Genomic DNA, 21,047 nt, shown 5'->3' with positions numbered 1-21,047 from the left:
GTCCTGCCAGCGTAACAGGCCCGTCGAATTATCTCACCCTTGTCACTCTCCCTGTTCGTCAGCGTGTGCCAGGCTAAGGGCGGTTTAACTTCATATTAAGGAGCTGTGATTATGAGTAAATTTATCTTCTCTTCACCCCGTAAATATGTGCAGGGCGCGGGCGTGCTGGACGAGCTGGGCCCCTACGTGGCCGAACTGGGTGATAACGCTTTCCTGGTCGCGGATGATGTCGTCTGGAAATTGATTGGCGAACGCGCCCAACAGGCGCTGCAAAAGGCGGGCGTTACCTTCAACTGGCACCCGTTCAACGGCGAGGCGTCGAGCAATGAGATCACCCGCCTGAGCCAGCTGGCAAAAAGTCAGGGCTGTAATGTGGTTGTCGGACTGGGCGGCGGCAAAACGCTGGACACCGTTAAGGCGGTGGCGGATGAGCTGAAGCAGCCGGTAGCCATCGTGCCTACTATCGCCTCCACTGATGCCCCCTGTAGCGCGCTGTCGGTCATCTATTCTGATAGCGGCGTATTTGAGAGCTATCGCTTCTACAGCAAAAATCCTGATTTGGTGCTGGTGGACACCGCAGTCTGCGCCAGTGCGCCAGCACGACTCTTTGCCTCCGGCATTGCCGATGGACTGGCGACCTGGGTTGAAGCGCAGGCGGTGGCGCGTTCGCATTCAAAATCGATGGTCAATGGTGATCCGACAATTGCCGGACTGGCGATTGCCCGTGCCTGTGAAGAAACGCTGCTTACATGGGGTTACAGCGCCTATGTTGCCGTCACCCAAAAACGAGTGACGCCCGCCGTGGAAGCGGTGGTTGAGGCGAATACGCTGCTATCGGGGCTGGGCTTTGAAAACGGAGGGCTGGCAGCTGCGCACGCTATTCATAATGGGTTCACCGCGATTGATGGTGATATCCACCATCTGACCCATGGCGAGAAAGTCGCCTACGGCACACTGACGCAGATGGTGCTTGAGAAGCGTCCGGATGAGGACATTGCGCGCTATATCCGCTTCTATCGCTCGATCAACATGCCGACCACGCTCCGGGAGCTGCATCTGGAAAATGAGAGCTGGGAGAATCTGGTCAAAGTGGGTGCACTGGCGAACAGTGAGGGCGACACGCTGAAAAACCTTAATCCAAACCTTTCACCGGAAGATATTGCAAACGCGCTGCTGGCGCTGGATGCCTTTAGTCAGACGGTTAAATAGTCACACGACAGGCGATCATCCGATCGCCTTTTACTCCGCCGCCGCTGGCTGGTCCCAGTACTCATATTTATAGGCGGAACTGAGATGGCGCTCAATAGTGCCGCGCGTGAAGATTTCGGTCTCGTGCAGATAGCTCAGGGTACAGTTACCCACCTGATCCCAGGACTGACACTCATCTACTGACCGGATGGTGCTCAGCGGTGTGGTCGCCGTGCCGTTGAGCCGCACTTCACGCCATTGGGGATCGTAGGTATAACTGTCGGTGCTGCGGGCAGATGTGGTTCGGGTCACCAGACCCTGCGGATTCCAGTGGTAATGATTTTCACCGTTGGTCAGGGGATCGCTGCCGCGTGCCACGCTCTTCTCCAGCCGGAACTGCCGATCATAGCGATAAGTCGTGTCGGTAAAACCGCTTTTACCCATACTGGTAAACCTGTCGGAGGCGCTGGTAATGTTGCCATGCTGACCTTTCTGCCAGTTAATCGTCCCCTGTCGGTTATCGACCACCACCTCTTTGCCCTCTTTCAGCACTTTTACCAGATACGCATATTCCGCCACCCAGCCGCCCTGCACCCGGGCAATGTGTTGCTCCATGCTGAGAATCACGTTGCGCTCACTTTTGTCATAGCTGACGTCGGCAACCGTCAGATCGCCACAGGCGTCGAACTGCCCCAGTACGCGCTTTTGCGAATTCACATCTTTACCAAACTCACCCGCAACCACCTGCTTCACCGCACCTTTCGCATTCCCGCCCAACAAAATCAGGTTATTGCTGTTAGCCACAGCAGCGTTGTTCGGGCTGCATGCGCTGGCGGCAGCGCTGCCACTGCAGAGAGCAGTCAGGATCAGAGTCAGGACAGCAATCGGATTGGGTTTCATAGGATACTTTTCCAGGCGACGTTGCTTTCAGTGTAAACGCTACGGTGATGAACAGCGGCAATCTGTGAAGATTTCAGCCTGCATCGCCTTTTAAGGTTTTAAGGACCGGGGAGGCGACACGGTTTCAGCATAACGAATAAAGCGGGTGATTACGTTGCTGCCGGGCCTGAAAGTCCTGGATGACATGTAATGATTAATAAGGGGCAGGTCATTTTTATCGAGCCAGGCGAAAGAGTGATAATTTCGCTGCAGCCAGATTTCAGATCTCTCTGACATCAATAGCTTGCCAGAGAAGCGCAAAACAATTTAGCTGGTAAGGAGTGTGCTTTACACAAAAAGAACCCCAGCAAGGATACTGGGGTTTGGTACTTGCAAACACCACGTCAATGATCGGCGTGCTGCGCGGCAAAATCTGTTGTGGTTCAGGCGACCCGAACGGTGCTCATCTGCATCACGCTTTTCATCGCCTCAACCACATCGCCGTCTACACAGTAGCGGCTGAACTCGTCAGTCTCGGCTTCTGAACACATGGAGACCCCCGCTTTGCGGTAGCGCATCGGCGACGCGACAAGGCGGCTGGCCGAGCTGTGAACTTCATCAATCCCCATGTCGAGAAACTTTTGCAGGTTGCTGAGACGTACCCCGGCACCCGCCATAATAATAGGACCGATGCTGGCCTCATTTAGTTCCCTGAGTAATGCAATTCCGTTTTCAGCGCTCTGCTGCTGACCGGATGTCAGAATACGCGCCACACCCAAATCCGTTAGTTCTTCCAGCGCACGCTTGGGGCTGTGACAGAGATCGAAGGCGCGATGAAAGGTTACGGCCAGGCCGTCACACAGCGCCATAATCTGCCGCATCTGACCATGATGAATGTGAGCATCTTCATCCAGCATCCCAATCACCAGGCCAGGAAAACCGAGTTCACGGATTAACGCCACATCCGATTTCATCGCTTCAAATTCGCGTGCGGTATAACAAAAATCGCCACCACGTGGCCGGACAATAGGATGAACCGGAATCGAAACTTCTTGCCGGGCGGCATTCAGCATCCCCGCTGATGGGGTCAGGCCGCCTTCACGCGGTGCGGCACAGAGTTCAACCCGATCGGCGCCCGCCTGTTGTGCGGTCACAGCGCAATCCACGCCATAGCAGCAAATTTCCAGTGTGGTCATTCTCTTCTCCTTTACATGACTCTGGTTCAAGGCAGATTCATCAGTTAGTCTGGCTGCTGGAATGAGTTTACCGGGAAAGTTAACTATGGCATTCAATTTCGACCAACGGATAGACCGTCGTCACAGCGATAGCCTTAAATGGAACAAATATGCGGACCAGGACATTCTGCCGTTGTGGGTGGCAGACACCGATTTCCGATCGCCTGACTGCGTCATCAATGCGATTAAAACCCGTGCCGAACATGGGATTTTTGGCTATGGCGACACGCCAGTGGAATTTATCGATAGCGCGATAGCCTGGCTCGTCTCACGCTATCAGTGGCACGTTAATCCGGAATGGATTGTGGTTTTGCCGGGTGTCGTAAGCGGTCTGAATCTGGCAGTGCGCGCTTTCACCGCGCCTGACGAGCTGACGATTGCGCCAACACCCATCTATCCGCCGTTTCGCGGTGCAGCAAAACTGGCAGAGCGCGGTCAGATCACGCTGCCACTGACGCTGCAAGAGGGACGCTGGCTGCTGGATCTGGATGCGCCGGAAGGTCAGCTGGACGATAAAGCGCGGCTGTTAATGCTGTGCAACCCGCAGAATCCGGGCGGCACCGTCTATCGCCGCGAGGAACTGCAGGCGCAGCTGGAATTTGCGCAGAAGCACGATTTGATTGTCTGTTCCGACGAGATCCACAGCGATCTGCTGCTGGAACCCGGCGTTAAGCACATACCCTTTGCTTCACTGAGCGAAGATGCAGCCCAGCGTAGCGTGACGCTGATGTCACCCTCAAAGTCCTTTAATATTGCTGGTCTGGGGGCTTCCATCGCCATCATCCCCAACGCCGGGCTGCGCGCGCAATTCAACCGGGTACGACGCGGCATTGTGCCAGATGTTGATATTCTGGCACTCACGGCAGCAGCAGCGGCATGGCGCGAGGGTGAGCCCTGGCTGAATGCGCAGAATGCCTATCTGCGCAGTAACCGTGACTGGCTGGTGTCGCAGGTCAATAAGATGACCGGCCTGTCACTCGCCTCACCGGAAGCGACCTACCTGGCCTGGATCGACGCCAGCGCGCTGGGTATGGCCAGCCCGGCGCTCTATTTTGAAAAGCACGGGCTGGGCTTAACCGCCGGACGTGAGTTTGGCAATGACCAGTTTGTCCGGCTCAATTTCGGCTGTACCCGCGCGCTGCTCGACGAAGCCGTTGCGCGCCTGAAGCGTGCGTTAGCCGCCCGCCTTTAGTTCTGCTCGCTGGCGACAATCTCCTCCAGTCGCCACGGATGAAACTTGATTGTCGTCTGCCCATCCGTTACCGCCAGGGTCGGATTGGGCAGGCGCTCATTCTCGCCCTGTGGTGAACTGGTTTTAAATGAGATACCCGGCTGCGTCAGCGCCTCATCTGACAGCAAGGCCATCGCGCGCACGCCCAGCGTCTGATGATCGCCGCGTAACACCACCTCAATATGCTCCCAGCCTTCATGGCGATAACGCTTTTCACCCGGCCATGGCAGTTCAACCACATCAATCTGCCTGCCTGCGACAATCAGCGGGTCATGGAGTTTAAACAGGCAAATCTTCCTGCCATTGATCATCGCCGCCGAAAACTGCGTGCCAATCTGCTGCAAACCTTGCTGCCAGCGCATCGCCGTTGTGTCCTGATGGCAACGCACGGCGATATGGTCCACCTCCAGATCGGTAAGGTGCAAACCGAGCCGCTGCGCAAAACTTTGCAACGATTCTTCAAAACGTCCTAAATCTGTCTTTAAATCATCCAATTCTGCCGGAAAAGATCTCTTCACTACCCCACTTCCTCTCAATTTGTTTAGCATTTATAACCCGCCTGCCTTTTGGCGCGCCGCGTGCTCAGCATCACATAATGATAAGATTCATCTTATTTGGCCCGAAATTTAACGCTAATCCTCATAATAACATCTTTCATTTCGGATTTATCTCCTGTTTAGGACCATGAGTTTCTTGATGAAAGCATGTTAAATATATGATTTATATCAACTTCTTTAATACAATAAGATAACTCTCATTTACCTGGCAAACAATTGCAGCCCACCCCGCCTTCCTATAAATTTGACCTAACACAACCAAAAGGAATGGCTCTATGTCTATGCTCATCGTTGTCGCTGTCCTGATCGCACTGATGGGATTTGCAATCTCCCGCCATTGGAAGGTGCGTGAAGATAAAAGCGTAAAGAACCCACGCCGTCATCTGCGACGTCGTTAATGCTTCAGGGAAACATCTATTAAGCTCTGTTTCCCCGCTTCATCCAACTGCTGACGCCCACTGACATTTCACGTATACTTTTCCCCTCATTTTTTTCCGTTTTGTCTGCCCCATCCGTTTCTGCCTCTTCGTGACGCGATGCGCTCAGGCAAGATGATGACAGCCCGGCTTTCTGGTCCGGGCGTTGCTCAGCACATGAAGGTAACTCGGTGAATATTCAGGCACTTCTTTCCGCAAAAGTCAGTCAGGCAATGGTTTTAGCCGGCGCATCCGCCGATTGCGAACCCCAGGTTCGTCAATCCGCCCGGGTTCAGTTTGGAGACTATCAGGCCAACGGCATTATGGCCGTGGCGAAAAAGCTGGGACAGGCACCGCGACAATTAGCGGAAACGGTGATTCAGCACCTCGACCTGACCGGCATCGCCAGCAAAGTCGAAATTGCCGGGCCGGGCTTCATCAATATCTTCCTTGACCACAACTGGCTGGCCAGTCATGCCCGGGAAGCGCTGCGTCTGCCGCGCCTTGGCGTGCAACTGGCCGAGCCCCAGACTATCGTCGTCGACTACTCTGCGCCTAACGTTGCGAAAGAGATGCATGTGGGCCACGTCCGCTCCACCATCATTGGTGATGCGGCGGTGCGTACGCTGGAGTTTCTCGGCCATAAAGTGATCCGTGCGAACCACGTTGGCGACTGGGGAACACAGTTCGGTATGCTGATCGCGTTCCTGGAAAAGCAGCAGAATGAAGATCATGCAGAGATGGCGCTGGCCGATCTCGAAGGCTTCTACCGTGAAGCCAAGCGCACTTATGATGAAGATCCTGAGTTTGCCGAGCGCGCACGCAGTTATGTGGTGAAATTACAGGGCGGCGATGACTATTGCCGCCAGATGTGGAAGAAGCTGGTCGACATCACCATGAGTCAGAACCAGAAAATCTATGACCGCATGAACGTCACGCTGACGCGCAATGATGTTATGGGTGAAAGTCTCTATAACGATATGCTGCCTGGCATCGTCTCCGATCTGAAACAGAAAGGCTTAGCGGTAGAGAGTGAAGGTGCGACCGTGGTGTTCCTGGATGAATTCCAGAACAAAGAGGGTGAACCGATGGGCGTCATCATCCAGAAAAAGGATGGCGGCTACCTCTACACCACCACCGATATCGCCTGTGCGAAATATCGTTACGAAACGCTGAAAGCCGATCGTGTGCTCTATTACATCGACTCACGTCAGCATCAGCATCTGGTTCAGGCCTGGACTATCGTCCGCAAAGCGGGTTATGTGCCGGAATCAGTGCCGCTGGAGCACCATGCATTCGGCATGATGCTGGGCAAAGATGGCCGTCCGTTCAAAACCCGCAGCGGTGGCACCATCAAGCTCTCCGATCTGCTGGATGAAGCCTATCAGCGTGCCTACACGCTGGTGCGTGAGAAGAACCCGGAGATGAGCGAAGCAGAAGTGAAAACGCTGGCGGAAGTGGTTGGCATCAGCGCGGTGAAATACGCCGATCTGTCAAAAAGCCGTACCACCGATTACATTTTCGACTGGGACAACATGCTGGCGTTCGAAGGCAACACCGCGCCTTACATGCAGTATGCCTATACCCGCGTACTCTCCGTGTTCCGCAAGGCGGGCATTGATGCCGATTCGCTGGATGCGGAGATTGTGATCAGCGAAGAGCGTGAAGCGCAGCTGGCCACCCGTCTGCTGCAGTTCGAAGAGGTTATTACGCAGGTCGCTCGTGACGGCACGCCACACGTGATGTGTGCCTATCTCTACGATCTGGCCGGTCTGTTCTCCGGATTCTACGAGCACTGCCCGATTCTCACCGCAGAATCAGACACAACCCGTCTGAGCCGACTGCAGCTGGCCGCGCTGACCGCGAAGACGCTGAAGCAGGGTCTGGATACGCTGGGCATCGACACCGTCGAGCGCATGTAATCTCTGAAACGGAGAGGGGGTTCCCTCTCCGTTGCTGAATTCGTATATCCGCTTTGATTCCCCAAATCTTCGCAGCAGGATGGTGTTATGTCTGTAGCCGCGCACCTCATCAGCAGCCACCTTCCCACCATAAAACAGTTACAGTGCTTTCTGGCTGTTGCGCACGAGCTGAATTTTCGCCGGGCCGCAGAGCGTCTCAGCATGACGCAACCTCCGCTTACTCGTCAGATTCAGAGTCTGGAAGATCTGCTGGGCCACTCGCTGTTCAGCCGCACGACCCATGAGGTAACGCTCACCGATTCTGGCCGTGCGCTGGTCGCGAAGGCGGAAGCGATCCTGACTGCGCTGAATGCCCTGAAGCAGGATGCGCAGCCCGCCGCGGCACGGCTACGCATCGGGCTGACCCGCACGCTGAACTTTGAACTGATTGCGCCACTTAACCGGCAGCTCGCCGCTTTTCATGCCAGCGAAGAGATGGAGATGCCCCGCCTGACCTCCCCTCAGCTTTTGCAAAGCCTGGCCAAAAACAGTCTGGATTTAATACTCACCGGAGAAAAGGGGTCGGATACGGAAGACACCATTCAGTACGCCTGGGTTTACCGTGAGCCGCTGCTGATTGCCATACCGTCGGCGCATCCTGCCAGTGTGGCGGAACGGGTCTCGCTGGAAGCGCTGGCCGATCTGCCGCTGTTCTGGTTTGCCCGCAGCGCCAATCCGCTGTTTTACGATAAATGCGAGCGCTACTTCGCCACGCTCAGCGTCTCGCTGAAACGGGAGAGAGAGCCGGACGATTCCCTGCTGATGCTGTCACACATCGCCAGAGGAAAAGGATTCGCCCTGATGCCGCAGTCAAAATGCACCTTTAATCAGGCAGGTCTCTGTTACCGCCCGCTGACAGAAGATGCGGCACAGCAGCTGGCGATTGATGTTTACGCGGCGATTCGCGCCGATGAAAAAAATGAGGCGGTTCTTAATGCGCTGAGAGAACTCTCTCATCCCGGGGATGCGATAAAGTCCGCATGATGCTGCATCGCTGAAACGCAGCGAAGCATCCCCCTCTTCTTCCTTCTTAATCCCCGCTCAACCTGTTGCTGAGAGCTTACTGTGTCGACACGCCGGATGGATGTCTGAAGCCCTTTCATTCGCCTGATACCTTTTTTGCATGACGGAAAGAGCAATTCATTGCTTTCACGCGGAGTGAAACAATCGCGTCTCACATACGAGGAGCGACAATGAAAAAGCGAACGTTAACTCAGGGTCTGGACGTCAGCGCAATCGGCTATGGCGCGATGGGGCTCAGCGAATTTTATGGTCAGACCGATGACCGTCATTCCCTGCAACTGCTCAATAAGCTGCGCGATCTGGATATCACCTTTATCGATACCGCCGATCTTTACGGGCGCGGTCACAACGAGCAGTTGATAGGTCAGTTTCTTGCCGGGCTCAATCGGGCCGAACGGCTGAAGTTCACCGTGGCCACCAAATGTGGCATTGAACGTCCTGCTGATGCGGCCTATGCCCGCACCATCAACAATCAGCCGGACTACATTACCCGCTGCTGCCATGAATCACTGAAACGGCTGGGTGTTGAGCGCATCGATCTCTTTTATCTGCACCGGATCAGTCCGGCGACACCGATTGAGGAGAGCATGCAGTGTCTCAGCTGTCTGGTGCAGGAGGGAAAGATTGCCCGGATTGGGCTGTGTGAAGCATCGGCTTCAACACTGAATCGGGCGCAGGCGATCCATCCGCTGGCCGCGCTGCAGACGGAGTATTCACTCTGGACGCGTGACATCGAAGAAGAGATTCTCCCTATGGTGAAAAAACTCGGTATCGGACTGGTGCCCTATTCGCCGCTGGGCAGAGGATTTCTGACGGGTAAATACCGTAAAAACAGCGATTTTGCCGAGGGTGATTTCCGCAAAAATAATGACCGTTTCCGGCAGGAAAATATCGATCACAATCTCCAGCTTCTTAACGCGGTGACGCCACTGGCTGAGAAATATCACGCCACCACCGGGCAGATTGCGCTGGCCTGGCTACTGGCCCAGTATGACAAAATTGTGCCGATACCGGGCACCAAACAGATCGCTTACCTTACTGAAAACGCGCAGGCCGCAGATATCGAGCTGGAAGAGGAAGATATCGGGTTGCTGAACGCTGTGCATCAGCAGATTGAAGTTAAAGGCGGTCGCTACTCTGAGGAGGGAATGAAGGGGGTGAACGCCTGAATACAAACTACGCACTTGTGCACTGTGCATCGGTGCGTTAAATTGTTTTCAGTGTGATACAGGGAGGTAATGAGGTGGCGACGTTAAGGAATATTGAAAGTTTCAGGGATGACTGGCTTAAGGATTATTTTTTATATGGCAAATTTTCCAAAAGAATACCGTCAAGCCTCTCATCAGCGCTGGCGCGAAAGCTCGACATCATCAATGCGGCGATTAGCTATAAGGATTTAAAGTCGCCGCCAGGCAATCGTCATGAGGAACTAAACCCGCCTCTCAAGGGATATGCTTCAATCAGGGTCAATGAGCAATATCGGCTGATCTTTAAATGGATAGAAGGTAAGGCCGTTGACCTTTATCTGGATGCTCATAGTTATAAAACGCACAAGCGATGAAAACTGAGCCTGGCTGCATCAGGCGCTGTAAGACAGCATGTAACACATCAACCTCTGTCAGTAATAAAGAGAGCAAGACTATGAACCAGGCGACCCGCAAACCGACCACTGTCGGTGACGTATTACTTTACGAATATCTGGAGCCAACCGGCCTGAAGATTCTCGACTTAGCGGAGATGCTCAAAGTGCACCGCAACACGGTCAGCGCCCTGGTCAACAATAACCGGAAGCTGACGCCGGATATGGCTTTCAGGCTGGCTGCAGCCTTCGAAACCAGCGTTGAGTTCTGGCTTAATCTGCAAAACAGTGTCGATATCTGGGAAGTGATGCATGATGCCAGGGCACAGGAGGAGATCAGTCGCGTAACACCGTTGAAGGATTTTCTGGTGCAGAAAGAGAATCAGCTGGCGTGAAAAGCTTTATAACGCACTGGTCATGACGGGATTTGAAACGGGTCAATTATCTGTCAGCCGCTGGGTCAGGGTTAGCATCGGTTTACAGCCAGGATCATCACGTAACAAGGGAGCCAGGAGGCGATCTCCGGCTCGCCTTCAGTCAATTCAGCAACGATATCCTTACTCGTAATTGACCATCACTTCACTGCTCACCACCCTTAATCCGGGTGGTAGCGCCCCGCTTCCGGCAAAACCAAACACCATGTGCAGGGTCTCACCGGCGCTCAGATGTGCCAGCCCGCGCGTGGTGCCGCTGGCCCCCTCCAGGGAAGTGCAGCGCTGTTCGCCGCACAGCCGCACCTGCAGGCCGGACGGGGCCGGTCTGCTCAGCTGATAACGCCAGTTAACGACGCTGACCTCCCCGCTAATGTCAGCGGGCGGCGTCAGCGGCTGCGCCCGTTGCCAGCTGCCGCGGTTCGCCAGCAGCGGCCCATTGGCCGTGGCACTCCAGGCACCACCGGCCGCCTGCGCCATCAGTGGCAGCATCACGAATGCCATCACCAGCCAGCGCATTATTTACCTCCGATGGTGGCAGTCATACGGATCTGACGGTTGTCGCTCAGCTCCAGATTAGAGAGCACCACCAGCTGTGGCAGATTGCGGCGCAGGAAACGCGCCAGCAGCGCACGCAGCGGATGATTGACCAGCAGCACCGGCGGCGCGCCCAGCATCTCCTGACGCTGTAATGCCGCCTGTGCCTGACTTAACAGCCGATCGGCCAGACCCGGCTCCAGTCCGCCACCGCCCTGCAACGCCTGTAACAGCAGGCGCTCCAGCGTGGAATCGAGCCCGATAACCTGCACTTCGTCATTACCCGGGAACCACTGCTGAGTAATCGCACGGCCCAGCGCCACACGCACCACGCTGGTCAGCTCCTGCGGATCGCTCTGCACCGGCGCGTGTTCCGCCAGCGTTTCGATAATGGTGCGCATATCGCGAATCGACACCCGCTCCACCAGCAGGTTCTGCAGCACCTTGTGCAGGGTGGTCAGCGAGATCACACCCGGCACCAGATCTTCGGTCAGCTTCGGCATCTCCTGAGTCACACGATCCAGCAGCTGCTGTGCTTCCTGACGGCCAAACAGCTCGCTGGCGAACTGGCCAATCAGATGGTTGAGGTGGGTTGCCACCACGGTACTGGCTTCAACTACGGTAAAGCCCTGAATCTGTGCCTGCTCTTTCAGCGCGCTATCAATCCAGACCGCCGCCAGTCCAAAGGCGGGATCAACGGTCGCTTCGCCAGGCAGACTTCCGGCAGCCGTGCCCGGGTTAATCGCCATCCAGCGGCCAGGATAGGCATCACCGCTGCCAATCTCCACCCCTTTCATCAGGATGCGATAGCGTGCCGGTGGCAGCTCCATGTTGTCGCGGATATGCACCACCGGCGGCAGGAAACCGACATCCTGAGCGACTTTCTTACGGATACTGCGGATACGTCCCAGCAGCTCACCGTTTTGCTGATGATCGACCATCGGAATCAGGCGATAGCCCACTTCCATGCCCAGCGTATCTTCCAGCTGCACATCGGTCCACGACGCTTCGGTGGCGGCTGGCGTATCCGCCGTTTTGGCGATGCCGCCCGTGACTTCCACTTTCTTCTTCGGCTGCATTTCGCGGCCGCGCAGCCACCAGGCCAGACCCAGTAAGGCGGCGGTGAACAGCAGGAAGACGAAGTTCGGCATGCCCGGCACCAGACCGAGCAGACCAATCACGCCGGCGCTCAGCATCAGCACGCGCGGATCTTTGAACAGCTGGGTGACCATCTGTTCGCCGACATCCTGATCGGTGGCAACGCGCGTCACGATAACACCGGCTGCGGTAGAGATAACCAGCGCCGGGATCTGCGCGACCAGACCATCACCGATGGTCAGCAGCGTATAGGTCTCTGCGGCATGACCCACATCCATACCGTGCTGCACCACGCCCACCAGCAGGCCGCCGATGACGTTGATCACCATGATCATAATACCGGCGACGGCATCACCACGAACGAACTTACTGGCACCGTCCATCGAACCGTAGAAGTCCGCTTCCTGGGTTACTTCGGCACGGCGGCGTTTGGCGTCATCTTCACCGATCAGACCGGCGTTGAGGTCGGCATCGATCGCCATCTGCTTACCGGGCATCCCGTCCAGCACAAAGCGCGCGCCCACTTCGGCGATACGGCCGGCACCTTTGGTGATAACCATAAAGTTGATGATGACGAGGATGATAAACACCACGATACCGATGGCGAAGTTACCGCCCACCAGGAAGTGACCGAATGCTTCAACCACCTGTCCTGCCGCGGCGGCACCCGTATGCCCTTCCATCAGGATGATACGGGTTGAAGCCACGTTCAGCGCCAGACGCAGCAAGGTAGAGAACAGCAGAATGGTCGGGAACGCCGCAAACTCCAGGGTCCGCTGGGTGAACATCGCCACCAGCAGGATCATGATCGACAGCGCAATGTTAAAGGTGAACAGCAGATCGAGGATGAACGGCGGTAATGGCAGAACCATCATCGACAGGATCATCAGGATCAGTACCGGCCCGGCCAGCACCTGCCACTGCATATCTTTAAAGTTGCCCGGTAAACGTAGTTTTGCGGCCAGGTTATTAGCCATCGTTTTTGCTCTCTCCTGCAAAGTCCATCTCTGCCGGAACCGGCAGGTTTTTTGGTTTGGTTGGGATCAGGCCGCCTTCGCGCTTCCAGCGACGCGACTGCCAGACCCACGCCAGCACCTCGGCCACGGCGGCATAGAGCGCGCCGGGAATGTGCTGACCAATTTCAGTATGTCGGTATAACGCACGCGCCAGCGGCGGTGCTTCCAGAACCGGGATGCGGTGTTCGGCAGCCAGTTCACGAATTCTCAGGGCGATCTCACCTGCGCCTTTCGCCACCACTTTCGGCGCACTCATCTTCTTCTCGTTGTACTGCAGTGCCACCGAGTAGTGCGTCGGGTTGGTGACGATGACATCGGCTTTCGGCACATCCGCCATCATTCGGCGTCGCGCTGCGGCGCGCATCTGCTGGCGGATGCGCCCTTTAACGTGCGGGTCACCTTCCTGCTGCTTATGCTCGTCGCGGATCTCCTGCATCGACATCTTCAGCTTTTTAAAGTGGCTGTGCAGCTGCCAGAAGACGTCATACCCGACCATCGGGATCAGCCCCAGCATCACCAGCGAACAGCAGACTGCGATCATCTCCATGCCGTGAATCAGCGCGGTGACGGGCGCTTCGCTGATCAGCCGCAGCATCTCGGGCCAGTGGCTCCAGATGTACCACCAGCCCACCGAGCCAACCAGAATAGTCTTGAGGATGCCTTTAAACAGTTCGGTCCACGCCTGCGCCGCAAACATTCGCTTGAACCCAGCCATCGGGCTCATCTTCTTCAGGTCGAACTTGATCGATTTACCGCTGAAAACGATACCGCCCAGCAGCATGGGCGCGGCGATTGCCACCAGCACCAGACCGCCCATCAATGGCAGCAGCGCCATCAGTGCCTGCGTGATCAGGCTGCCGATGTGGCTGACGATAATTTTGTCATCTCTGACCATGCCGTGATCAAAACGGAGTCCGGTGGCGACCATCGCCGCCAGCCGGTGCGCCATCATGTTGCCGCCCATCCACAGGATCATGATGCCGGCCAGCAGCATCAGTACGGATGTGAGTTCGCGCGAACGCGGAATCTGGCCCTCTTCACGCGCTTTCTCAAGTCGGTGGGCCGTGGGCGATTCTGTTTTGTCTTCGTCGCTATCTTCAGCCACGACAAACCTCGGTTGGCAGGAATTCTGAGCATAGGATGCCAAATCTGGCTTAAGTTAAAGCGGAGATAAGATGAAGAAAACAGGCGTTCTTTCGGGGATGGGTCTGACAATGCGGAACGGGGCCACCCGAAGGTGACCCTGTTTATTATAACCTGCAGCTGTTTCACCCGCCCGCAGGCGGACGAAACCTAGAACCCTAAGCTGTCCAGCAGGTCATCAACCTGATCCTGGTTCGCCACCACGCCCGGTGCATCGGCGTGAATCTGCGGACCGTTCAGCAGGCTGGTGCCTTCCTGACGCTTCTCAGCGCTGACTTCTGGCATATTCTCCAGCAGCACCATTAACAGCTGGCGCTCAATTTCCTGGATCACATCCATCATGCGCTTGATCACCTGACCGGTCAGGTCCTGGAAATCCTGCGCCATCATGATTTCAAGCAGCTGCTTGTTGGTAAAGGCGGTATGCTCTGGCACGGCGGTGAGGAATGCGCGCGTATCCGTCACCAACTCCCGCGCATCACCCAGTTCAATCGGGTTCTCAAACCACTCATCCCAACGCCCTTTCAGCTGGGTTGCCCCGGCTTCCATCTTATCCTGATGGGGTTGTGCTGCTTCAACACAGTTCAACGCACGGTCGGCGGCCTGCGCCGTCATCTGCACAACATAATCCAGACGGTCGCGGGCATCAGGAATGGCTTCAGCCGCATCGGCTATGGCTTTATCCAGCCCCAGCTCGCGCAGGCTGTCGCGCAGCATGCGCGTCAGAGAGCCAATACGTGAAATGATGTCGTGTGCCGCGGCATCCTCAGTTGGTTTCGGAAAGTCGCTCATCACATCCCCTTACATGCCCAGTTTTTCGAAAATTTTACCCAGCTTTTCTTCCAGGGTTGCCGCAGTGAATGGCTTCACGACATATCCGCTGGCACCGGCCTGGGCGGCGGCGATAATGTTCTCTTTCTTCGCTTCCGCGGTCACCATCAACACCGGCAGCGAACTCATTGCCGCGTCGGCACGAATGGTCTGCAGCAGCTGCAGGCCATCCATGTTTGGCATGTTCCAGTCGGAAATCACGAAGTCGAAACCACCCGCTTTCAGTTTGCCGAGGGCGTCCACACCATCTTCCGCTTCTTCTACGTTATTGAAGCCCAGCTCTTTCAGCAGGTTACGCACAATACGACGCATCGTATTGAAGTCGTCTACTACCAAAAAGCGCATGTTTTTATCAGCCATATCTACTCCTGAGTTGTCTCGCCCGGCGGGACGGGCCTGTTAAATACGCAATGCCTGTCCGGCGCTAATTTTCGCCAGCATGTGCTGGCTGATGTTGCTTAAATCCACGACTTCGCTCACGCCGCCTGTGGCAATGGCCTCACGCGGCATGCCAAATACCACACAGCTGGCTTCGTTCTGGGCGATAGTCCAGGCGCCTGCCCGATGCATTTCCAGCATCCCGGCGGCACCGTCGTTGCCCATGCCGGTGAGGATGACCCCCACCGCATTTCGTCCGGCGTAAGTTGCCACCGATTTAAACAGCACATCCACAGAGGGTTTGTGCCGGTTAACCGGTGGTCCTTCATTCAGTTTCACCACATAGTTGGCGCCACTTCGGGCCAGTTCCATGTGCATTGCGCCTGGCGCGATGTAGGCATGACCTGGCAGAATACGCTCACCATCTTCAGCTTCTTTCACCGTGATCTGACACAACTTGTTCAGACGCTCGGCAAAAGAGCGGGTAAAGCCTGGCGGCATATGCTGGGTAATCAGCAGTGCCGGGCTGGTCGCCGGTAACGGCTGCAGCACATGGCGAATCGCCTCGGTCCCCCCAGTTGAGGAGCCAATCGCAATCAGCTTCTCACTACTCAGCAGCGGACCCGCTTTCAGCGTCGCCGGCACCGGCATCGCTGCCCGGTTGTGCAGTCGGGCACGGGAGGCTGCACGAATTTTGTCGCCAATCATCTGGCTGTAAGACAGCATCCCTTCGCGGATACCGAGCTGTGGCTTGGTGACGAAATCCACCGCTCCCAGCTCCAGCGCGCGCAGGGTAATTTCAGAGCCCTTCCCGGTCAGCGATGAAACCATCACCACCGGCATTGGCCGTAACCGCATCAGTTTTTCCAGGAAATCGAGGCCATCCATGCGCGGCATTTCCACATCCAGCGTCAGCACCTGCGGATTGAACTGCTTAATCAAATCGCGGGCGACCAGCGGATCGGGCGCCGTAGCGACCATCTCCATATCCGGATGGCTGTTGATGATTTCAGTCATCAACTGCCGCATCAGCGCAGAGTCATCTACGCACATCACGGTGATTTTGCTCATCATCTTTCCTTCGTCAGTCCATAGACGGTTTGCCCGCGCAGCCAGAACTCTTTACTGATCTGACTGAAGTTTTCTGAGTGACCGGCGAACAGAATGCCGCCCGGCTTCAGGAGCGGGACAAACCGACGCAGAATCTTCTCCTGCGTCTCTTTATCGAAATAGATCATCACGTTGCGACAGAAAATAGCGTCGAACTGACCCGGCAGCGCCCAGTCATTGGCCAGCAGGTTAAGCTGCGCGTAAGTGACCATATTGGTCAGCTCGGGACGCGCCCGCACCATACCGGCATGAGGACCGGTGCCGCGCAGGAAGTAGCGCTGCATTTGCGCGGGTGACAGCGTACGCAGCTCCTCCTGGCGATAAACACCCGCCACCGCTTTTTCCAGCACCTGGGTGTCGATATCGCTGGCATGAACCTGGAACTTGCCCGGTCCGGTGCCCAGCGCTTCCGCCAGCGTCATGGCGATGGAATAAGGCTCTTCACCGGTTGACGCTGCGGTACTCCAGACGCTGAAGTTGCCCTGTCGCTTACGTGCATGCTCCGCCAGAATCGGGAAGTGATGCGCTTCGCGGAAGAACGCGGTCAGGTTGGTGGTCAGGGCATTGATAAACGCCTGCCACTCGGCACTGTTCGGATCGGACTCCAGCAGCGCCAGGTAGCGACCGAAATCATCGATATTCAGCGTACGCAGGCGACGAACCAGACGGTTGTAAACCATCTCACGCTTGTGATCGGCCAGTACGATACCGGCACGCTGATAGATCAGCTGGCTGATACGACGAAAATGCGTATCGGAGAGCGGTAAACGCTGCACCATTTGCGACAGCAGCGTTGTCGTCTCATTTTGATCTAAAATTGTCGATTTTTTCATCTCTGCACCTGGCCCGAACTCAATACATTATTTGTCTGCTGCGATGCCCGGCGGCTCAATAGCGGCCGGGCCACGGGCGTTTAAAAGGTTTCCCAGTTGTCGTCGCTGCGGGTAGCAGGCGAACGACCAACGGCTAACGGTGCATCTGACTGGAGAGTTTTCATCGCCGTTGTCTTGTTAACGGCCTGAGCGACAAATTCTTTACCAATATTGAACACTGATACCGCTTGTTTTAAGTGACTTGCCTGATCTTCGAGCGCTGCAGCCGCTGCCGCTGACTCTTCGACCAGTGAGGCGTTCTGCTGGGTGACGCGATCCATCTCGGTCACGGCAAGGCCCACCTGGTCAATGCCACGGCTCTGCTCGTCTGACGCTGATGCGATCTCACCCATGATGTCGGTGACGCGGGTGACCGCGCTGACGATGTTGCTCATGGTGTCACCGGCGCTCTCTACCAGCACCGAGCCGGTATTAACGCGGCTAACCGAATCTTCAATCAGACCTTTAATCTCTTTGGCGGCCTGGGCGCTGCGCTGCGCCAGGCTGCGCACTTCACCGGCAACGACCGCAAAACCGCGACCCTGTTCACCGGCACGCGCCGCTTCAACGGCCGCATTCAGCGCCAGGATGTTGGTCTGGAAGGCGATGCCATCAATCACACTGGTGATATCGGCAATCTTTTTGGAACTGCCGGCAATTTCTTTCATGGTGGTGACCACGCCATCCACCACTTTGCCGCCCTGCTGCGCGGTTTCAGAGGCGGTCAGCGCCAGCTTGGACGCCTGACGGGCGTTTTCGGCATTCTGCTTCACGGTCGCGGTGAGCTGCTCCATGCTGGCAGCGGTCTGCTCCAGCGAAGCGGCCTGCTGTTCGGTACGCGAAGAGAGATCGTTATTGCCGATGGAGATTTCGCTCGCACCGGTATAGATGGCATCAGAGCCGTCTCGAACGGTTCGCACGGTACGGACCAGCTCCTGCTGCATGTGCTGCAGCGAAGTCAGTAACTCCCCGATTTCGTTACGCACGCTAATCTCAACCGGCTGGGTCAGATCGCCCCGTGCGATGTGCTGGATATGCTCAATGCTCTGACGCAGCGGACGGATCAGCACCGAGCGCATCACGTTCCACACCAGGATAATCATCAGCAAGGTCACTGCCAGCGTGGCGATAACGATAGTGATGGAGCGGGTATACGCGTGCTGGTTGGCTTCCACACCCTGCTGAGACAGCGCTTTATTGTGCTCAAGCCACTCGCTGTAATCTTTCTGGAACTTGTCCTGGTAGCTCTGGGTCGGCTGATCCACAAAACCTTTGAAATTGCCGGCGGTGAAGAAGACCATCAGCTCCGCCAGCGCATCGTGATAGGCCTTGTAGTTCGCCTGTAACGCCCGGACGTTTTCGGCCGTTTTGCCTTCTTCTGACAGGTTATCGTTGAATATCTGATAGCTGACTTCAGCCTGCTTCAGCTCCTCGCCCGCCAGGGCGACCAGCTCTTTCACGCTGGCACCCGAGCCCGACATCTGTGCATCCTGCAGAAAACGGATACCGGCGCGGTTAAGGGTGTTGCGCGCCTGAACCAGCGAAACCCATGAGGTGCCCATCGCCTGTTGCAGAGTATTCAGGCGTTGGTTGTAGGCAAAATTCTCTTTATCTGAACTGACAGTTTTGAAAAACATTCCGCCGGAAAACAGCTGCAGCAGCGCAAACAGCGCCAGCACACACAGCAGGCCGGAGACGACTCGTACTCGACTAAACATAAACACCTCATTGGTTGGCGATTCGTGTGTATTTATCGGCGGAGACGGGGGGAACTTTATGCATGGCGACGGCTTTACGCCGCCGCCATGTTGAAAGAGGAAAAAATCAGGCGCGGGAAATTTTGAAAACGGAGACGGCCTGGGTCAGGACGCTGGCCTGCTGCTCCAGTGCGGCCGCAGCGGCGGCAGACTCCTCAACCAGCGAGGCGTTCTGCTGGGTCACGCGATCCATTTCGGTAACGGCCAGACCGACCTGCTCGATACCGCGGCTCTGCTCATCGGAAGCGGAGGCGATCTCACCCATGATGTCGGTAACGCGGGTCACGGCACCCACAATCTCATTCATGGTGCTGCCGGCGCTTTCAACCTGCAGTGAACCGCTGTTGACGCGTGACACCGAGTCTTCAATCAGGCCTTTAATCTCTTTGGCGGCCTGAGCGCTGCGCTGGGCCAGACTGCGCACTTCACCGGCCACCACCGCAAAACCGCGACCCTGTTCACCGGCACGTGCCGCTTCAACCGCCGCATTCAGCGCCAGGATATTAGTCTGGAAGGCGATGCCGTCGATCACGCTGATAATGTCCGCGATTTTCTTCGAGCTGCCGGCGATCTCTTTCATGGTTGTGACCACGCCATTCACCACTTTACCGCCCTGCTGCGCGGTTTCGGAGGCGGTCAGCGCCAGCTGGGATGCCTGACGGGCGTTGTCAGCATTTTGCTTCACCGTGGCGGTAAGCTGCTCCATGCTGGCGGCGGTCTGCTCCAGCGAAGCGGCCTGCTCTTCGGTGCGGGCCGACAGGTCGTTGTTACCGGCGGCGATTTCGCTGGCACCGGTAAAGATGGCATCAGAGCCGTCACGCACATTCCCCACCGTCATCACCAGCGACTGCTGCATCTCATGGATGCCTGCTGCCAGCTGGCTCATCTCATTACGCCCCTCAACCACAATCGGCTGGGTCAAATCGCCGGAGGCAATAGCGCGAATCTGTGCCAGCAGCTGTTGCAGCGGCTGAATCAGCACCTGACGCAGGCCAAACCAGCAGGTAATAATCACCGCAAGCACCGCAACACCAATCGCGGCCAGCAGCCACATCATCTGTTTAAAGGCTTTCTGGTTCTGCGCCATTCCCTGATCGGAAAGCTCAGTCTGACGCGCACGCCATTTGTTGTAGCTCTCCTGCATCGCGACCTGTTTCTGCTCAATGTTCTGTTTAAACATCCCTTCCAGGTCACGCGCCTGCAGACTTTTTACCATCGCCTTCAGGCCGTTTTCGTAGTTAGCGTAATCCGCTTCAAGCGTGTCGCCCATGGTTTCGTCAAGACCTGACGTGGTTGGCAGATGGTAATAGATTTTAAAGTGGCGATCGGCTTCCGCTAACTGGGTATTGGCTTTGTTGATCAGCTCATCAAGCTGACCACCGTTCATCTGCGAGGCCATGCTGGTCTGTAAGCGCAGCATGCCGCGGTTCAGCGTGGTACGGCTGTTGTTCAGTGAAATATAGGCGTCAGTCATCTCGGTGACATTGCGATTGGAGACCTGAGACAGCGCAAAGGACTCTTTGTCTTTATTGAGGGCTGACCAGAAAAGGCTGCCAGCGACTAGCTGGAGCGCGCCAAAGATGACCAGGACTGCGATTAAACTGGTCACCACTTTTATTTTTTTTAACATCTTGTTCCCCTGCAGGTTAATTTAGGTGCAGCGGCTATATCGGCGATGTAACAGGATTAATTAACGCTATTCAGCGCTTTCAGGAGAGAAGTGGCTTTTGTAATTATTTTTATCAGCATGAGCTGCTGAGTTTGGCTTTACGCAGAGGAATCGCGAGGGGTTGCTGCGCATCCCG

Annotated in this window: 20 protein-coding genes; 8 read left to right on the top strand and 12 right to left on the bottom strand. The window is 56.1% G+C overall.

Features of this window, described 5'->3' with window-relative positions:
- Nucleotides 1–111: 111 nt before the first annotated feature.
- Nucleotides 112–1,209: a glycerol dehydrogenase gene (locus HFD95_RS12075; protein WP_033772007.1), complete on the top strand. Its 1,098-nt coding sequence runs from the start codon at nt 112–114 to the stop codon at nt 1,207–1,209.
- A 30-nt stretch (nt 1,210–1,239) separates the two neighbouring features.
- Here HFD95_RS12075 and HFD95_RS12070 read toward each other — a convergent pair whose 3' ends face one another.
- Both HFD95_RS12070 and cutC read right to left on the bottom strand, forming a co-directional pair.
- Entirely contained in the window at nt 1,240–2,088 is an 849-nt protein-coding gene (locus HFD95_RS12070) for a hypothetical protein (RefSeq protein ID WP_010258604.1), read from the bottom strand.
- A gap of 422 nt (nt 2,089–2,510) precedes the next feature.
- Nucleotides 2,511–3,263: a copper homeostasis protein CutC gene (cutC, locus tag HFD95_RS12065; protein WP_167430291.1), complete on the bottom strand. Its 753-nt coding sequence runs from the start codon at nt 3,261–3,263 to the stop codon at nt 2,511–2,513.
- A gap of 85 nt (nt 3,264–3,348) precedes the next feature.
- Between cutC and HFD95_RS12060 the strand changes: the two genes are divergently transcribed.
- On the top strand, nt 3,349–4,494 hold the full coding sequence (locus tag HFD95_RS12060; RefSeq protein WP_167430290.1) for a MalY/PatB family protein: 1,146 nt from the start codon (nt 3,349–3,351) through the stop codon (nt 4,492–4,494).
- On the opposite strand, the gene HFD95_RS12055 is transcribed toward HFD95_RS12060, so the two are convergent.
- Nucleotides 4,491–5,081 (bottom strand): VOC family protein, encoded by a 591-nt coding sequence (locus HFD95_RS12055; RefSeq protein ID WP_050499102.1) that lies wholly within the window; start codon nt 5,079–5,081, stop codon nt 4,491–4,493. The genes HFD95_RS12060 and HFD95_RS12055 overlap by 4 nt on opposite strands.
- A gap of 284 nt (nt 5,082–5,365) precedes the next feature.
- On the opposite strand from HFD95_RS12055, the gene HFD95_RS22230 reads away from it, so the two are divergent.
- The 6 genes from HFD95_RS22230 (at nt 5,366) to HFD95_RS12030 (ending at nt 10,464) form a co-directional block, all read left to right on the top strand.
- The gene (locus tag HFD95_RS22230; RefSeq protein WP_009089698.1) at nt 5,366–5,488 is read left to right on the top strand and encodes a hypothetical protein; all 123 of its coding nucleotides are present in this window, start codon (nt 5,366–5,368) and stop codon (nt 5,486–5,488) included.
- A 209-nt stretch (nt 5,489–5,697) separates the two neighbouring features.
- On the top strand, nt 5,698–7,428 hold the full coding sequence (gene argS / locus HFD95_RS12050; RefSeq protein WP_167430289.1) for an arginine--tRNA ligase: 1,731 nt from the start codon (nt 5,698–5,700) through the stop codon (nt 7,426–7,428).
- Between the two features lie 87 nt (nt 7,429–7,515).
- A complete protein-coding gene (locus tag HFD95_RS12045; RefSeq protein WP_167430288.1) occupies nt 7,516–8,451 on the top strand; it encodes a LysR family transcriptional regulator in 936 nt (311 codons plus the stop codon).
- 209 nt (nt 8,452–8,660) lie between these two features.
- Nucleotides 8,661–9,659 (top strand): aldo/keto reductase, encoded by a 999-nt coding sequence (locus tag HFD95_RS12040; protein ID WP_167430287.1) that lies wholly within the window; start codon nt 8,661–8,663, stop codon nt 9,657–9,659.
- Nucleotides 9,660–9,733: 74 nt separating this feature from the next.
- Nucleotides 9,734–10,051, top strand: a complete 318-nt coding sequence (locus tag HFD95_RS12035; RefSeq protein ID WP_061901364.1) for a type II toxin-antitoxin system RelE/ParE family toxin — start codon at nt 9,734–9,736, stop codon at nt 10,049–10,051.
- Nucleotides 10,052–10,131: 80 nt separating this feature from the next.
- Nucleotides 10,132–10,464 (top strand): HigA family addiction module antitoxin, encoded by a 333-nt coding sequence (locus HFD95_RS12030; RefSeq protein ID WP_010258577.1) that lies wholly within the window; start codon nt 10,132–10,134, stop codon nt 10,462–10,464.
- A 162-nt stretch (nt 10,465–10,626) separates the two neighbouring features.
- On the opposite strand, the gene HFD95_RS12025 is transcribed toward HFD95_RS12030, so the two are convergent.
- The 9 genes from HFD95_RS12025 to HFD95_RS11985 all read right to left on the bottom strand — a co-directional run bounded on the left by HFD95_RS12025 (nt 10,627) and on the right by HFD95_RS11985 (nt 20,872).
- Entirely contained in the window at nt 10,627–11,019 is a 393-nt protein-coding gene (locus tag HFD95_RS12025) for a flagellar protein FlhE (RefSeq protein WP_167430286.1), read from the bottom strand.
- Nucleotides 11,019–13,112 carry a flagellar biosynthesis protein FlhA gene (gene flhA, locus HFD95_RS12020; protein ID WP_010258569.1) on the bottom strand — a complete coding sequence of 698 codons (2,094 nt, stop codon included), beginning with the start codon at nt 13,110–13,112 and terminating at the stop codon, nt 11,019–11,021. Before flhA ends, HFD95_RS12025 begins: the two co-directional genes overlap by 1 nt.
- Complete coding sequence (gene flhB / locus HFD95_RS12015; protein WP_010258565.1) at nt 13,105–14,256, bottom strand: flagellar biosynthesis protein FlhB; 1,152 nt, start codon at nt 14,254–14,256, stop codon at nt 13,105–13,107. The genes flhA and flhB overlap by 8 nt, the downstream gene beginning before the upstream one ends.
- Before the next feature lie 188 nt (nt 14,257–14,444).
- Complete coding sequence (gene cheZ, locus HFD95_RS12010) at nt 14,445–15,086, bottom strand: protein phosphatase CheZ (protein WP_003849160.1); 642 nt, start codon at nt 15,084–15,086, stop codon at nt 14,445–14,447.
- A 9-nt stretch (nt 15,087–15,095) separates the two neighbouring features.
- Nucleotides 15,096–15,485, bottom strand: coding sequence for a chemotaxis response regulator CheY (gene cheY, locus HFD95_RS12005; RefSeq protein WP_010258559.1), 390 nt, complete (start codon nt 15,483–15,485; stop codon nt 15,096–15,098).
- A gap of 39 nt (nt 15,486–15,524) precedes the next feature.
- Nucleotides 15,525–16,574 (bottom strand): chemotaxis response regulator protein-glutamate methylesterase, encoded by a 1,050-nt coding sequence (locus HFD95_RS12000; protein WP_010258555.1) that lies wholly within the window; start codon nt 16,572–16,574, stop codon nt 15,525–15,527.
- The gene (cheR, locus tag HFD95_RS11995; RefSeq protein WP_010258551.1) at nt 16,574–17,446 is read right to left on the bottom strand and encodes a protein-glutamate O-methyltransferase CheR; all 873 of its coding nucleotides are present in this window, start codon (nt 17,444–17,446) and stop codon (nt 16,574–16,576) included. The genes HFD95_RS12000 and cheR overlap by 1 nt, the downstream gene beginning before the upstream one ends.
- An 80-nt stretch (nt 17,447–17,526) precedes the next feature.
- Nucleotides 17,527–19,203 (bottom strand): methyl-accepting chemotaxis protein, encoded by a 1,677-nt coding sequence (locus HFD95_RS11990; RefSeq protein WP_010258548.1) that lies wholly within the window; start codon nt 19,201–19,203, stop codon nt 17,527–17,529.
- A gap of 106 nt (nt 19,204–19,309) precedes the next feature.
- Nucleotides 19,310–20,872 (bottom strand): methyl-accepting chemotaxis protein, encoded by a 1,563-nt coding sequence (locus HFD95_RS11985; RefSeq protein ID WP_022625501.1) that lies wholly within the window; start codon nt 20,870–20,872, stop codon nt 19,310–19,312.
- Between the last annotated feature and the right edge of the window lie 175 nt (nt 20,873–21,047).

The organism is Pantoea sp. EKM10T (assembly GCF_011800685.1).
Classification (GTDB): Bacteria; Pseudomonadota; Gammaproteobacteria; order Enterobacterales; family Enterobacteriaceae; genus Pantoea; species Pantoea agglomerans.
This window is presented reverse-complemented; position numbering and strand designations above follow the sequence as displayed.

Coding starts and splice junctions, on each gene's coding strand:
- cutC (WP_167430291.1), bottom strand. CDS start 3,263: ATGACCACACTGGAAATTTGCTGCTATGGCGTGGATTGCGCTGTGACC.
- HFD95_RS11985 (WP_022625501.1), bottom strand. CDS start 20,872: ATGTTAAAAAAAATAAAAGTGGTGACCAGTTTAATCGCAGTCCTGGTC.
- HFD95_RS12045 (WP_167430288.1), top strand. CDS start 7,516: ATGTCTGTAGCCGCGCACCTCATCAGCAGCCACCTTCCCACCATAAAA.
- HFD95_RS12055 (WP_050499102.1), bottom strand. CDS start 5,081: ATGCTAAACAAATTGAGAGGAAGTGGGGTAGTGAAGAGATCTTTTCCG.
- cheR (WP_010258551.1), bottom strand. CDS start 17,446: ATGAAAAAATCGACAATTTTAGATCAAAATGAGACGACAACGCTGCTG.
- HFD95_RS12025 (WP_167430286.1), bottom strand. CDS start 11,019: ATGCGCTGGCTGGTGATGGCATTCGTGATGCTGCCACTGATGGCGCAG.
- flhA (WP_010258569.1), bottom strand. CDS start 13,112: ATGGCTAATAACCTGGCCGCAAAACTACGTTTACCGGGCAACTTTAAA.
- HFD95_RS11990 (WP_010258548.1), bottom strand. CDS start 19,203: ATGTTTAGTCGAGTACGAGTCGTCTCCGGCCTGCTGTGTGTGCTGGCG.
- HFD95_RS12075 (WP_033772007.1), top strand. CDS start 112: ATGAGTAAATTTATCTTCTCTTCACCCCGTAAATATGTGCAGGGCGCG.
- HFD95_RS12030 (WP_010258577.1), top strand. CDS start 10,132: ATGAACCAGGCGACCCGCAAACCGACCACTGTCGGTGACGTATTACTT.
- HFD95_RS12040 (WP_167430287.1), top strand. CDS start 8,661: ATGAAAAAGCGAACGTTAACTCAGGGTCTGGACGTCAGCGCAATCGGC.
- cheY (WP_010258559.1), bottom strand. CDS start 15,485: ATGGCTGATAAAAACATGCGCTTTTTGGTAGTAGACGACTTCAATACG.
- cheZ (WP_003849160.1), bottom strand. CDS start 15,086: ATGAGCGACTTTCCGAAACCAACTGAGGATGCCGCGGCACACGACATC.
- HFD95_RS12060 (WP_167430290.1), top strand. CDS start 3,349: ATGGCATTCAATTTCGACCAACGGATAGACCGTCGTCACAGCGATAGC.
- HFD95_RS12070 (WP_010258604.1), bottom strand. CDS start 2,088: ATGAAACCCAATCCGATTGCTGTCCTGACTCTGATCCTGACTGCTCTC.
- HFD95_RS22230 (WP_009089698.1), top strand. CDS start 5,366: ATGTCTATGCTCATCGTTGTCGCTGTCCTGATCGCACTGATGGGATTT.
- HFD95_RS12000 (WP_010258555.1), bottom strand. CDS start 16,574: ATGAGCAAAATCACCGTGATGTGCGTAGATGACTCTGCGCTGATGCGG.